Source organism: Moritella sp. 36, assembly GCF_018219415.1.
Classification (GTDB): Bacteria; Pseudomonadota; Gammaproteobacteria; order Enterobacterales; family Moritellaceae; genus Moritella.
This window is the reverse complement of record NZ_CP056120.1, coordinates 3,986,506-4,000,625: the sequence shown is the minus strand read 5'-3', so window position 1 is coordinate 4,000,625 and position 14,120 is coordinate 3,986,506. Positions and strand designations below refer to the sequence as shown.

Annotated in this window: 10 protein-coding genes; 4 read left to right on the top strand and 6 right to left on the bottom strand. The window is 38.4% G+C overall.

Translation table 11 applies throughout. From position 1 onward, the window contains the following. The first annotated feature begins 4 nt into the window (after window positions 1-4). Complete coding sequence (locus tag HWV03_RS17655) at window positions 5-1,741, top strand: EAL domain-containing protein (protein WP_211677065.1); 1,737 nt, start codon at window positions 5-7, stop codon at window positions 1,739-1,741. A gap of 83 nt (window positions 1,742-1,824) precedes the next feature. Here HWV03_RS17655 and HWV03_RS17650 read toward each other — a convergent pair whose 3' ends face one another. Beyond that, window positions 1,825-2,388, bottom strand: a complete 564-nt coding sequence (locus tag HWV03_RS17650; RefSeq protein ID WP_211677064.1) for a cysteine hydrolase family protein — start codon at window positions 2,386-2,388, stop codon at window positions 1,825-1,827. A gap of 99 nt (window positions 2,389-2,487) precedes the next feature. Between HWV03_RS17650 and HWV03_RS17645 the strand changes: the two genes are divergently transcribed. Continuing rightward, on the top strand, window positions 2,488-3,411 hold the full coding sequence (locus HWV03_RS17645) for a GlxA family transcriptional regulator (RefSeq protein ID WP_211677063.1): 924 nt from the start codon (window positions 2,488-2,490) through the stop codon (window positions 3,409-3,411). 677 nt (window positions 3,412-4,088) lie between these two features. Here the strand turns inward: HWV03_RS17645 and HWV03_RS17640 are convergent. Continuing rightward, the gene (locus tag HWV03_RS17640) at window positions 4,089-4,892 is read right to left on the bottom strand and encodes a hypothetical protein (protein WP_211677062.1); all 804 of its coding nucleotides are present in this window, start codon (window positions 4,890-4,892) and stop codon (window positions 4,089-4,091) included. A 144-nt stretch (window positions 4,893-5,036) separates the two neighbouring features. Beyond that, entirely contained in the window at window positions 5,037-6,176 is a 1,140-nt protein-coding gene (locus tag HWV03_RS17635) for an HBL/NHE enterotoxin family protein (RefSeq protein WP_211677061.1), read from the bottom strand. Between the two features lie 713 nt (window positions 6,177-6,889). On the opposite strand from HWV03_RS17635, the gene elbB reads away from it, so the two are divergent. Then, window positions 6,890-7,543: an isoprenoid biosynthesis glyoxalase ElbB gene (gene elbB, locus HWV03_RS17630; protein ID WP_211677060.1), complete on the top strand. Its 654-nt coding sequence runs from the start codon at window positions 6,890-6,892 to the stop codon at window positions 7,541-7,543. 164 nt (window positions 7,544-7,707) lie between these two features. Here the strand turns inward: elbB and HWV03_RS17625 are convergent, their stop codons facing one another. The 3 genes from HWV03_RS17625 to HWV03_RS17615 form a co-directional block, all read right to left on the bottom strand. Further along, window positions 7,708-8,448 (bottom strand): DUF481 domain-containing protein, encoded by a 741-nt coding sequence (locus HWV03_RS17625; RefSeq protein ID WP_211677059.1) that lies wholly within the window; start codon window positions 8,446-8,448, stop codon window positions 7,708-7,710. 92 nt (window positions 8,449-8,540) lie between these two features. Beyond that, the gene (gene brnQ, locus HWV03_RS17620) at window positions 8,541-9,896 is read right to left on the bottom strand and encodes a branched-chain amino acid transport system II carrier protein (RefSeq protein ID WP_211677058.1); all 1,356 of its coding nucleotides are present in this window, start codon (window positions 9,894-9,896) and stop codon (window positions 8,541-8,543) included. Between the two features lie 467 nt (window positions 9,897-10,363). Continuing rightward, window positions 10,364-11,575: a DUF3103 family protein gene (locus tag HWV03_RS17615; RefSeq protein ID WP_211677057.1), complete on the bottom strand. Its 1,212-nt coding sequence runs from the start codon at window positions 11,573-11,575 to the stop codon at window positions 10,364-10,366. A 526-nt stretch (window positions 11,576-12,101) separates the two neighbouring features. Between HWV03_RS17615 and HWV03_RS17610 the strand changes: the two genes are divergently transcribed. Next, window positions 12,102-14,087 (top strand): hypothetical protein, encoded by a 1,986-nt coding sequence (locus tag HWV03_RS17610; RefSeq protein WP_211677056.1) that lies wholly within the window; start codon window positions 12,102-12,104, stop codon window positions 14,085-14,087. Window positions 14,088-14,120: the final 33 nt, after the last annotated feature.

The following is a 14,120-nucleotide window of genomic DNA, read 5'->3' as shown; positions in this document are numbered from 1 at the left end:
GCGCATGAAATTTAATTTAGATCCTCTGCAGTGTAATGATTTTTTCATGGATGTAAGGGAAGGAGAGTTAATATTATTTTCAGATGGGGGAGTACTATCAAAGGTAAGAATTAATGAAGTTGAATTTATAGTAATAAAAATAATAAGTGAGCATGGAAGTAAATCTAACCCTGTATCCGCAAGGGAGATCGAATCAAGGTTATTTGAGTTAATCCCGAAAAAACTGACCGCTAATATGCTAAAGAATGCAATCGCATCCATTAGAAGAAAAACGAGAGAGTTGGTAAGTACCACGCTTAATAACAGTGACGAATTTCATTTTATCGTTAATGCCAATCGGGTTGGCTACTATGTGGGGTTAAGTGCTCATAGTGCGGCATCTGAAGTAAGTAATTTGAATTCCATTATTAATAATACCCAATCTCGTTTTCAAGTCTTAAAATTTATGCTGGGCTATAAACCTCAGGTCATTAGCATGAAAGTCATATCATATACTCTAGGGGGAATAGCTTTAGTTGGATTAATATATTTTCTACAGATTGCTCACCTAATTACACTTCGCGAGAAAGTAGACCTGAAGTATGATGGAACTCTTCTTGAAATCGCTAACGAGTACAATTTAGGGGATAGAGGAAAGGCATGTCTACCTATTGTAAATGAAAGGTTTGAAGATGGTGCGATTCTCGTTATTAAAAAAGATGTTGAACAATGTATTATTGAAAAAAATAAAGTTGTGTACTTGGACTCTAACAGCATAATCATCTCTGACTGGATGTCAAAGAGAGACTCGTATTTTTACAGGGAGGTTGTTAGTGGTGAGGTGAGAGTTATCGGGCGTATGAAGAAAAAAAAGATAACAGCACCATACAAGCACTCTATCATTCATCCGCTACTTAGCGGTGTTACCTATAGCGATAATTTCGGTAATAATATTGGAAAAATCGATAATGGAATATTTATTTATAAATGGCGCGGTGATGATAGCGAAATATCATTTTATGGCCGTTATATCGCAGTACAAGTTGTGTTTGTGGTGATTTTTCTGATTTTTGTTTTTGAGAGATTAATGATCATTGCCCTTTTTAATTACATATTTAGACTTTCGAACTTTTCTATCTTTTTGAACCCAATCGTAAATACAAAAACTGGAATGACGCATTACTGGGAAATGTTTACTCGGTTTAAGGGCATAGATACATTAATCGCAATAAATAGTCTGAAAAAAAATGGTCTTCTTGGCTTGCATACAATTCTGGTGTTAAAAAGTATAGAAGGTATAACACCTGAGTACGGTAGATTTGGTGTCAATATCTGTCCTTCTTTATTGAGGGGAAGGGGATTTAAAAAAATTTATAAGGCTATAAAACGTTGTGATAAGGACGTAATAATAGTTGAAATAACCGAGTGTTCTGAATTTTATTATGATCCCCATATGTTAGAAAATATAAGTAAGATAAAAAACTTGGGGGTTCATGTGATACTTGACAATTTTGGTTCTGGGAATAATAACATCGACTTGTTGGACAAGATATCTCCTGATGCGATCAAAATCGACCGATTCTTTGTCAGTGATTTGGAACATGATTTAAAGCAGCAAAAGTTCGTTAAAGATATTTTATCACTAATGGAAGGTCGAACTAAGATCGTCGTATTTGAAGGTGTTGAAAGAGAATCTCAAAGTCAGATTCTGAAGGGGTTGGGTGGCTATCATCAGCAAGGGGATTTTTTGAGTCGACCTTGATGTAATCGATATTGCCTTTCACGCGTAATTACGAGTGAAGGGCAATATTATGCGTGACGACTCGAGTATTTCCCTCGATAGATTTAACTAACTAAGTCGAGTAATTGAGTTGTACTGTCCACGTTACAGTAACCAAAATTCAATGCCGCCATAAATGCACTATGAACATGGATTGCAGGGACGGTGACACCATTAAATTCAAGATCCAGCGTTGCACAAGCATCATGAGCGACATGACATTCATATCCAAGGTCAACAGCGGCACGGGTCACAGCATCGATACACATATGACTCATTGCACCCACAATAATCAGCTTCTCAACGTTAAGGTCTTTCAAGATATTATTTAATTCAGTGTCACGAAAACTGTTTATTTGATGCTTCAAAATTACGGGTTCACCTTCTATTGGCGCGACACTCGTATGAATTTTTGCACCTTCAGATTCTGGTAGAAAAAAGGGTGCATCATTTGAAGGAAATTCATGACGGACATGAATGACAGGCAAGCTTTGTTTACGGAATGCTGCTAATAAAGTCGCGGCATTAGATGCTGCAGTTTCAGTACCTGATAGTGCCCATTTAGCATCTGCATATGTTGAGTAATAGTCATTTTGAAAATCAATTAATAATAATGCTGTGTTAGACATAATAAGCTCTCTTGTGTTGTTTCGACGTTTTGTTAAGGCTATTATGCAAAATATAAATCAACGACACCTATGGCGTTATTGCCACAAAGTAGGGCAAAAATGACAAGTAGTATCCGTATTGTAATTATCGACTACCCTAATGCATTGCAAAGTGCAGTTCATGGCCTTAAAGAACTATTTTTAATCGCGAATAAAATAATCATAGATAGTCAGTTTGATATGCAATTTACTGTGGGTGTTGTTCAGTCTGATAGCGGGTTAAGTCGTAATAGCCAAAGTGATATTGTGATCCTTCCTCCTAATTTGGATGGTCATTATTACCGAGCGCCTAAACCAGAAGTATTGCAATTTCTGCATGATGCCCACAATAAGGGGGCGATATTATGCAGTGCTTGTGCTGGGGCATTTATACTGGCCAAAACGGGATTGTTAGATAACAGACCTGCGACGACGCACTGGCAGTTAGCCGAAGAGTTTAATTTTCTGTACCCTAAAATATCTCTTAACGTCGAGAGCTTGCTTATTAATGATGGGGACATCATTACGGCGGGCGGTCTTATGTCATGGATTGACTTAGGATTAGAGATAGTGGCACAATTTACTCGGCCACACATAATGCGAACACTTGGGAAATATCTTATTGTAGATACAGGGAAAAGAGAGCAGCGTTATTATGGTAGCTTTACGCCAAAATTTAATCATGGAAATCAACGGATTCTACAAGTACAACACTATATTCAAGCAAACTATAATCAATCATTAAATATTTCTTTGTTAGCGGGTTTAGCCTGTATGACTGAGCGAACATTTCTACGCCAATTTACTAATGCTACAAGCTTAAAGCCGATTAAATATATTCAAAAAGTGAGAGTTCAAAAAGCATGTGAGCTACTAGAGTCTACAACTCAAAGCTTTGAGCAGATTGCTCTGAATATAGGATACGATGATGTAAATAGTTTCCGTAAAGTGTTTATGACCATTATTGGGTTAAGTCCGTCGGCATTTAAAGCGAGATTTGTTTGACTCTATTCTGTGGATAAACGAATAAAGATCAGCGACGACTTTGTTGATGCTTGTAGCATGTTGGGCGAAATATGATATATAGAGAGATGGTGTAAGAGAGTCCTAGTGTCACTAGGGTCCCTAACTGTAATGTAAGGAAAAGCCATGACATAGGAGCATTCAGAGATAAGATAATGTAGACACAGTAGGTCGCGATCAATATATTTATTGCAGCGTAGATTTTGATATGTTTTTTTGTCCAAGATGAATTCGAAATCAACATACCTGCACTAACACAAGCTGTTAGCATCTCGTTAGTGAAGCCTTGTTCAACTTGAGAGACTAGCACCAAGGCACTAGAGAGAAACAAGAATAAGATATGGTGTATGTAGATAAGCAGATTACGCCGTAGGATCTTAAAGTCCATAAGCATGAAAATATTGCTTGATAATATCAGTCCATAGAGTACTTCGATGCTAGGAATTATCTGGCTGATAATCAGAACGAACGCTATCCAGAAATGAAGGACCAATGAAATAAATCGAACTCGTTTTAATGTCATAACCACTCGATGTATTAATGGTCGTTTGATTTCGCATTAGCTTAGCATGGTGTGAGCCAATATTATCCCAGTGATCCTTATATGTTTCTTATATATTTCTTATGCATTTCTTATGCATTTATTAATTGTGTATATCTCAAGATGCATCAACACCGAGTGTCTGTACTTCTGTAATTGCGGCTTTTATCTTGAGTTCAATAATCAGAAAAATACTATCGTCATTCAAGTTTGATTCAATGATTAGAATATCACTGCTTAGAAAGTCAACGGCATTTTTTACCCCTGATATTTTTTCCATTACTCCTCGGAAGTCTGTGCCCAGTAATTGACTGGCTGATTGCATTGTTTTTAGTGCGCGAATTTGATTGTTTAATGCATTGATTTGGCTTTCGTAATCGTTAACATCAGATTTCCATTTTAAATATAATCCGAGTGCAGTTGCTAAACCGATTAGACCGAAAGGACCTAAAGCGAGAAGATAATAATACTTCTTCTTTGTGGCCTCTTCTTTATCTTTAGCATAGTCTCGTTGCCCCTGTAATTTAAACATCTGTGTTGTTAAGTCAGACTCGATGGTTGCTAGTCGATTAAAATAGCTAAGTATTTGCAATGACGCTGTTTGTATTTGGTTAGTGGTTTCGTTTACGTCGGACTGTAATGTTATCGTTTCGTGTTTAACATTCTCTATTGCAGTCTGTATACTTGGTAACGATTGATTGTTCGCAAGCATGGCATCTATTTCATTTAGCTCGGGAACGGACTTTTTGACAAAGCTAATAATGGTATGTTGTGTGGTTTGAACTGTCGATAGTATCGATGAAATAAGGGTTATTGATTCTGCCTGTATTTTCTGGGCCGCGGATGGCAAGCCAGAAAGGTGTGAAATTTGTTTTTCGGTAGCCTGCAAGTTTGCAATTGCTTGTGATAAATAACCATTCATTTGTGAACCTCCTGCATTTTATGGTTAGTATAAAACACGTGATCGATCGGAATTTGAATTATTTTATGAAGTATGGGGGAATGTACTTTTATTATTCGGATGAAGTTAGCATGCACCTACACTTGTAGGAACATGCTCAATTATTTATGCCGCGAGCGCTTCTGCAGCCTCAACGATTGCTTCACCTACTGTTTGCCCTGGTTTGGCTACGATAATGGTTACGCCAGCCATCTGTCCTTTTATGGTATCAATATCCTTAAGCACTATTTTTATTATGCCGTTAGTTGCGGTCAACATCATTTCGCGCACGATACCAGTACTTATGATCCCTAATTGTAAATCACTAATCATACTGCCTAGATCACTCGCTAGGGATCCCCAAGCATTTTTCATTTGAGTTGCGGCAGTAACCGCATTGTTAACTTGGTTTACTAGGCTTTGATAACTACTACTAATCCCCGAGGCTAATTTAACCTCTGCTTCAAGCATTGATTCTTCTCTTAATAAGCGGGCTTTTTCGTCATTCAGGTTTTTCAATGTGATCGCAGCAGCTACCTCGCCACCTATACCTCCTGTTACCATACCGATACCACCTACCACTAGCGGAGTGGTGGTTCCTGCCGTGACAAAGTCAGCAACACCGCCAACGACGATCATAAAAACACCGCCTGCAATAGTAAGACCACTCACGGCGATACCTGCAATTGCGCCATCTATTTTTCCTTGGATATTATCTAATTGTTTTTGATCTGACGCTAAGACACCATTATCTCCGTTAACAGCGGTATTAAGATTACCGACAGTTTTTGAAAAAGATTGGGAATCATGACTCAGATCCTTGGTTAATCCTTCCAGTGATGTTTTCACCCCATTTGCATCTTTCTGGTATTCTGTCGCTTTCACTTTGAGTACCGTGAGGAGCTCTACCCATTGCTCTTCTGTTGACCCTTCAGGCAATATTGTTGGAACTGCATTGTGTAGCGTGTAGTAATTATCAATATTGGCTATGTTCTTAATAATATTTGGTTGTATATTGTTTAAATAATTGGCTGCGTGGCCTTGGGCTGTTGCCAGTCCATCATTAATTTGTTTTTCGTAGAGCGCTAAATTTTGATTACCTGAAAAATCGACGCTTGGTTGCTCGTTAACGCTATTCGCATAGGTTTGGATGATAAGGGACTGGGCTGATTGCCCTTTGTTCGCTTTGTCTATATGACTTGCTGCGACACTTGGATTGCTTTTTTCGACACTTGGATTGCTTGTTACGACATTGAGATTAGACATATCAAATTCCTCTAGTAGCCTCGTATAGTGAATGGCTAGAGTTTCCTGAGGCCATTGGAAACTTAACCGTTGATTATCGTTGTGCGATATAAAAACTCTATTTTTCGTGGTGTTAATAACACTACACCCACTAACTATTTGAATGATATATTTATTTTTAATTTACATTAAAATTGGTTTATTAAACTGGATTTCACCGAGTTCCAAGTATTTGTGATCACTTATTCTCGCGCTTAGTGGTGTATAACTCCTCCAACCTCTTGGTTGATATCATTGATTTTACGGTGCAAGCTAAAATAGTTTACCCAGAAATTGGGGCGAGTAGATATTTGGTTATCAGATGAAATATTTGATAAATAGAGAATGTTCGTCTGGCAGGTAAATCCTTATAATAAAAAAGTCCTGCAATGAATGCAGGACTTTTTTATCCACTACGAGAATTAGAAATTTAGTATTGTGTCTAATAATTTTAAGAGCTCATTAATTAATTCAAGCATGCTTTTTCCGTTTAAGGCATTACGGCTTATGGGCGGGGATTCTAGCATGTGTCGTTATTCTGCCGCTATTTTTAATTAATTTGGGTTAGGGTGCACGGTTCGTTAAGATAAATTACTATTTTTCTTGTAGTTAATTTAAAAACTAATAGTATCAACGAAGTATGGTTTATCTGTCGCGAAGGTAGCCCCCTTTTTTAAATACATAGGAAGTAAATAATGACTAAATTAGCAGTGATTTTATCTGGAACGGGTGTTTATGATGGCTCAGAAATAAATGAAGCCGTTTTAACTTTATTGTCTATTGAAGAGTCTGGCTCGACTTACCAGTGCTTTGCACCAGATATGGAACAAATGCATGTCGTTAATCACTTAACTGGCGAAGTGATGGTTAATGAAAGTCGTAATGTATTAGTTGAGTCGGCAAGAATTACAAGGGGGGATGTAAAACCTATTACAGAATTAAATGCGATTGATTTTGACGGGTTAATCGTTGTAGGTGGTTTTGGTGCAGCTAAAAATTTAAGTGATTTTGCAATTAAAGGCGCAGAATTTTCAGCAATTAATGAGTTCATTAAAGTTGCCACTGACTTTAAAAACGCACAAAAAGTTGTTGGCTATATGTGTATAGCACCAATGCTACTGACTGCAGTATATGATGATATTACCCTAACGATAGGTAATGATGCTGATACCGCAAAAACACTTGAAGGACTTGGTGCTAAACACGAAGTGAAAGATGTGACCAGTGTTTCTATTGATATTGAGAATCGAGTTGTAACAACGCCAGCTTATATGCTTGCGAATAGTCTTTTAGAGGCAAGAGTAGGGATTAAAAATTTAGTTGATTCTGTTGTGTCGTTAAGTCAGTAATTAAAGTTTCCATTGTGTGATATAGATGGAAATAATTAACGCCGTAATCCTAAACTACGGCGTTAATCTATACCACTACACAATATTCAGTAATTAGGGTATCGTTCCCACTCTCATCGTAAGTAACCTTTGTTTGCTATATTGAACTTGAACCCCCTAAGAGGTTAGAAAGCATATAACAGAGTCATATTCGTTTCAGTATCTGTGCTTTCTTTATCGTCGAGAGGGGAATCGTTATAACGCACAATAACGGCAAATTTCATTGCTAATGCGCCAATAATATTTGCTGTAATTGATGTTTCAGAGCGCCCTTCGAAATCTTCGCCATGCTCGACAACAAACATCTGCTTAAACTTAGAGCTTTTAGATATCTTAGTTTCAAAGTTCATTACTCCATGCGCAATCCAGCTGTCTTCAGTATCATAGCCAGCTTCAGCTGCACTCTCACTGTCTAAACGTTTATATTTATAACCAGGACCGACTTCAATATTAAGCTGAGTCTTGCCATTATCAATAAACTTATGGCCGTAACCGGAAGAAGCTGTTGAGGTAGATCTAAAACCGGTGAAGGGGTCTATTTCATGGTTTGCGGTCACAAATATATAGCTTAAATTGGATAATTTATAGTTGCCCTGGATCCGGCCAAAATAACGTTTTCCTGTGACTTCTCCTGTATCCTCCTTGTATAAAGCTTCAATTAAATACTGATTTTCCCAGTTATCGAGTTCGTGCTTCATATCTAAACGGCCTTTTATTGAGGTCGTTTCTGTATTACCTGTGGTTAACGTCGCTCCTAGCTCTGCATCTCCACCAAAGACCTTGTTTTCCCCGACGAGACCTGTATTGGCTTGAGCTGAAAAAGGTGCCGCAATTAAAATAGCAGATGCTATCAAAATCTTTTTCATTGTGGTTTTACTCCGAAAGATAAAATCCCTTAAACCTTAGTTTGGTAAGTTTTTAATTATTTGTTTTTAATTATTTGTTTTTAATTTTGTTATCAGCGCTCGTAATCGTAATCGGTGAGATTAGATGGTGTATTTAGACGATAATCAACACAACCAAATATCTTTTCTGCAGTGGATGTACGGCCAATGATCACGGTAGTAATTAGTATTAATACCGATGGTAACAACCAACTTGCATTGGCATTATAAAGCGGCAGATACCGAACAAATAATGCATTAAATTCGAGAGGCATTTTACCCAAAATATTGATCGCATCTAGGGTGCCAAACAGGGTTGCAGTGATTAACATACCGCTGTGGGTAAGGCGTGATACTGTGAATATCGACGCAGTAAAAGAGGCCAATGTTAGTGCGATAGCAATCGGACATAATACTAAAATAGCAGGTAGACTAACTTTTAGGATTTCGTCTAGACCAAAGTTCGCAATAACACCAGTAAGCACGACAATGATTGCTGCTGTGAAACCAAAATGGGCTTTAAAGGTATCTTGGTAATATTCAGCACAGGCATTGGTTAAGCCTACCGTCGTCGTTAAACAGGCCATGATAATAATTGCGGCAAGTAAGTACTGACCATATTGACCAAATGCCTCTGCTACATAGCGCGTTAGAATAACGCTACCATTCATGCCGTGTTCTGCGATCGTGGCTGATGTTGCCCCAACATAGCCCATCACGATATAACAAGCACTCATTAAAACAGCATATATACCTGCAATCTTAATTGAGCTAGATGCAATATCTTGCTGGCTAGTGATCCCTTTTGCTTTGATTGCCTGGATTATAACCCAACCAAAACCCACTGCAGCAATTGCATCCATAGTCATATAGCCTTGAATGAGACCGCTAGTGACAGCGCTATGTTGATAATCGCCATACGGGGTAGTAGGCAGACCTAAAGGATGAATAAATGCGCTGAAACCTAATCCACACAGAAGTAAGATTAAGGCTGGTGTTATTATTTTTCCGATATAGGTAACAATATTGCCTGGCTTGAAGGCAAGTAATAAGGTAATAGCAGAAAAGATGATAGAAAATAGGAGAAGATGGTCGCTTTCTAAAAATGGTTTTATGCCCATCTCATAGGCAACTGTGACCGCTCTTGGCATGCCAAAAGCTGGGCCAATTGCGGTGAATAGTAACACCCAAAAAGTTGCCCCTAACCAGTTAGGTAGCGCTTTGGTTAGGTTACGAATATTACCAATACGCCCTAAAACAATGATAGTAAATGTGGGTAACCCAACGGCCGTGAGTAAAAATCCCCCCATTGCAGAAGATAATGATGTGCCAGCATTAAGTCCCATCGCTGGTGGAAAGATCAAGTTACCAGCACCGAGAAAGAGTGCGAAGGTCATAAGACCGATGACGAAAATGTCTTGAGTTTTCAAACGTTATACCTGCAAAATTTTGACGTTCTAGATAACCATCGGCAGTGTTTACACAATGGGCTATACGTCTGTGATTGAGTTTGATTCCGCAGATTTGCTGAAAAGAAGATATGTAATTTGATCGTATCCCCCGTCAGCTAGGCTGACGGAAGTTTACCCGCCAGCCTAGTAAATAATCACTAGGATAATAGCGGTAATAATTCGTTTTAGTTGTTTTATAGCCATAGTCGACGAGTCGGCCCAGCCATGTGTTACTTGGGTCGATGCTAAGTTTTTTTTAATTGTATGTTCAAACAAGTCTGAGTACATAACTTAACAACTTCTAATATGCTATCGAATTAATGTTATAACATATACAGAAAACGTAGAGTTGTATATAAGCTTTCATCATATTTTTGTTAAACGCCGTAATCCAAAGGACGACGGCGTTAATTTATACCATTACACAATATTCAGTAACAGATTATTTACCTTGGCTGAATAACCAGAGGTGCAAAGGTCGCCCTTGCATTACCTCCTGAACCATAGTGGTTTGTGTATGTTTCACCTTCTTGTAAGGTGTAATACGCATCCACAAAATCATCGTCATTAGTAAACCAAGCATCAGGTAACGCTTTGATTATTCCGTTAGTAATCGTGGCTATAATAGCAAAGCCTTGTACTTCAGGATCTGGGATCGATTTTAAAATTGTCTCGGCAGCAGATACAAGCAGTGTCGCAAGCTCTTTGTAATTAGTACCGTCATCATGCTCCATCAATATAATATCAGCTGCAGCCCAACGATAGCGCTCCCAATGAATGACGACTTGATTTGGGTAGTATTCTTTCTCTGCATAATCAAGATAAGGCATTTCAATGATATCAAGCACTGGCTCATCGCGGGTTGGGTTAACGCCATTCACTATCGCGTATACCTCAGCAGCACCTGATATCCAAGGTTCCTGATCGTCCTGTAAGCTTATCTGCTTAATTAAGGTCGTCGATATCGGCTTATCTCCAGATTTAGACGCGCTTCGCAGAGGATAGGCCGACTTGAGTTGTTTTTCTGAATTTGTGCTTTGAGCTAAGATCTCGCGCATTACCGCTAGCCCTTCACGTATCGTTTGTTGTTTATCTAATTCAACCACGAAAACCGGTCTGTCTGGCAGCTGATACACATCTAGCAGCTGAATATCACCATTTAGATCATAGGCTTCAATATTAGCCCAGTCTTTATCATTTCCTTCTGGCTCGAAGGCAAATAATGGTGATACGCCTTGCCGCCAGTCGCTCAGCATACTTGCATCTGCGAGACGAAATTGAACCAAGTTAGGATTATCACTGCCCTTAAAAGCAGATTTATTCAGCGCTTTATTCGATAAACCTTTTGCCGAACGAATTGCTTGCTCACTTTTATGTAATGCTTGAGTTGCAACCCCACTAGATTGCAATACTTGATCCGCATTAACAGTTAAATTATATCGATTGATGTCAGATTGTAGAGTCGGCAAGACTTGAGTGTATTGTCGGCTCAGCTCCAATGCTATTTCACGTTTAGCACTCGTAACACTGATACCTAAGTCTGGTCGCTTCTGAACTATTTGTTTTGTATCGTCAAGTTTCGCTGCAGAAGCAAAGGAGGAATTAATTAAAGTGAAAGGCGCTACTACGATCAGCATCGCTAAAGTCATTTTTTTCATATAATGTCCTTATTAATTGTTACTCATTTAAACTACTTTTGAGTTCATCGCGAATCGTATTGATAACTATTATCACTGTAAAGGCTTTGTTTCAACTTTGTTGATCTAGATTGTTTTTTCTGTATTTTGGACTTTTTAGTGTGATTAAAGTCTGTATTCACTTATGAGTACCTCTGGTTTGTATCCTTATATTTATACGCACTTTATAAATATAATTCCATAGCAAAAAAATAAACGCCGAATAATAAATAGCGTTCATCTCATAGGCGGAAATATGAATAAAAACATTATTATTTGTTTAGATTATTCATGGAGAAAACCAGACGCTAAGTTGGTATAGATTTACCAAGGGCACAACCTGAACGATTGGATTTAGACGTATCAAAACGCTGTTATTGCAATTCATTGTGTATACAAATACTTACAAACTAATGATGGAATTGCCCTCATTTAATCATTAAAATCGCCTACCTCAAAAATATGGGTGCATCGCTGCCCGTGTTAGAAAATACCAAAAGAGTTAATTATGTTGAAGAGAATTCTCGTTACTTTATGTGCTTTATCCCTTGTTGCTTGTGGCGGCGGTGGAGGTGGTGGAGGTACGACGACTAAATCCAAGAAATCGGAAAATCCAGAAGCAATAAATGTGTCATTCCAAAATTTAAACGGGGATGTGATTGAGCTTGGTGATGAATTGAAGGGAGCATACACATTTTTTTCTGCAAGTATGCCTGTTGAAAAAGACGCATCGGATATATTTTGGGAGATAGGCGGTAACTTCGTGCATAGAGGTGAGCGCTACCGTATTCCAATGGATAACAATTATGTCGGCCTTGAAATACGTTTTTGCGTTAACCCGATCAACCAAGGGGATCGTTTAAAAGGCAATAAGACCTGTTCAACACCATTACTTATCGATAGTAAATATGTACCAATGACGCCTAGAGTCTCAATTCCTAATGCAGCAACCAATAATACAGTTGGAGCGCCGCTTAATGTGTGGGTGTTTGATAGTAGTGATTATTCAACGTCGATTCAGTGGTACCGCAATGACAAACCTATTTTAGGCATAACGCAAAAGGAATACCTATTAACGAGAGATGATGAAGGTCAGGTAATTTCAGTTTGCGTGTTCGATAAAAAAACAAAAATTAAGTTAGCTTGCTCAAGTAAAACTAATGCTATCCAACCTCAGTCTGGTGAGCAACCAGACGTTGATTTGACGCCGCTACCTCGTGATATTGAAGTAGGACAAAACTTATATTTAAATTATGATTTTTCAGACCGTGATGGTGATAAAGAAGATACCAGTAAAGTATCGTTTAGTTGGTATCAAAACGGAACTCGCATTGCCGCTACTCGCTCGTTAACGCTTAAAGAAAGCATGGTCGGAACTAAGATCAAGGGTTGTGTGACAGCGTATGCTCAAACTGGGTGGCCTAAAAACAGCGCTCAAACGTGTACACCTGAGGAAACTGTTTGGGCAGTGAAAGACTCAAAGCCACGTGCAATGGATGTGGCTATAGAGGGGCTGCGTTTTGGTGGTCATACCCTATCTGGTCAATACAAATATTTTGATTTAAATAATGATCCTCAAACCAGTAGTCAGTATGAATGGAGCATTATTAAAAATAGCATTGATACCCTTGTTAGCCGAGATCAGAATTACACTCTGGCAATGAGCGATGAAGGTAAAGATAATCAAATTCGCTTCTGTGTTACTCCTGTAAATGCAAAAGAGCAGGGGGACACTGAGTGTGTTACTCAAGATATAGCCTGGTTTGAAGGGCATGGTGAATTTAAAGAAGGCGGTATTATTACGCCTGAATTAGTTGGTTATCCTGATTTTTCACTCTCTTATTGGAAATCAGCTTCAACAATGGTTCCGATGATTATTGCATTAGATTTTACAGATAATAAAGTGAAACCCTTGGCTGTGGATGACGCGAGTCCTAGTTTTAATAATTTCTATCCAATATCGCTGTGCGTTTCTGTTGATGAGGAAATTGAAAATAAAGATGATATTTGTCGAGAAATGACGGTGAATGATAAACTAAAAGGTGGGATGATTTTTGATTTGAAAGATACTCGTCGTGTAGGCATGAATTACAAGCGTGAAGTTTATGCTAGGGTAGCCGGTAAAGATTATCGCATTCGCCGTCCGTATACATGGACAGAGTTTAAGGAATTGAATTTAGGCAGCGAACCTGGATTCGATTCTGCTGAACCAAGTATTCTCCGAGAAGGACTTGGTACGGTAGAAGGCGTTAAAATGACGCCGATACAAGCTAACGATTTTTGTTTACGTACTTATGGTGCTCCAGGGCTGATTAGCTCCGATATTAATTTTAGTGACGGTACTATACCTGGGGGTAAACATCATTGGCCTCTTTACCTAACGATTCAAGGGTATGTTACAAAAGAGTCTGATGGAATATATGTTGTTGATTCGAATAAGTACATCCCCGCGGACATGAATAGAAAATATGCTTTTACATGCTTGACGTTGTAGATTAGTCTTTATTAAAATCGTTGCCTACTCTAT

Bases quoted from the DNA above. Each gene is read 5' to 3' on its own strand.
- HWV03_RS17635 (WP_211677061.1), bottom strand. From the start codon at position 6,176: ATGTCTAATCTCAATGTCGTAACAAGCAATCCAAGTGTCGAAAAAAGC.
- HWV03_RS17650 (WP_211677064.1), bottom strand. From the start codon at position 2,388: ATGTCTAACACAGCATTATTATTAATTGATTTTCAAAATGACTATTAC.
- HWV03_RS17645 (WP_211677063.1), top strand. From the start codon at position 2,488: ATGACAAGTAGTATCCGTATTGTAATTATCGACTACCCTAATGCATTG.
- HWV03_RS17625 (WP_211677059.1), bottom strand. From the start codon at position 8,448: ATGAAAAAGATTTTGATAGCATCTGCTATTTTAATTGCGGCACCTTTT.
- elbB (WP_211677060.1), top strand. From the start codon at position 6,890: ATGACTAAATTAGCAGTGATTTTATCTGGAACGGGTGTTTATGATGGC.
- HWV03_RS17615 (WP_211677057.1), bottom strand. From the start codon at position 11,575: ATGAAAAAAATGACTTTAGCGATGCTGATCGTAGTAGCGCCTTTCACT.
- HWV03_RS17655 (WP_211677065.1), top strand. From the start codon at position 5: ATGAAATTTAATTTAGATCCTCTGCAGTGTAATGATTTTTTCATGGAT.
- HWV03_RS17610 (WP_211677056.1), top strand. From the start codon at position 12,102: ATGTTGAAGAGAATTCTCGTTACTTTATGTGCTTTATCCCTTGTTGCT.
- HWV03_RS17640 (WP_211677062.1), bottom strand. From the start codon at position 4,892: ATGAATGGTTATTTATCACAAGCAATTGCAAACTTGCAGGCTACCGAA.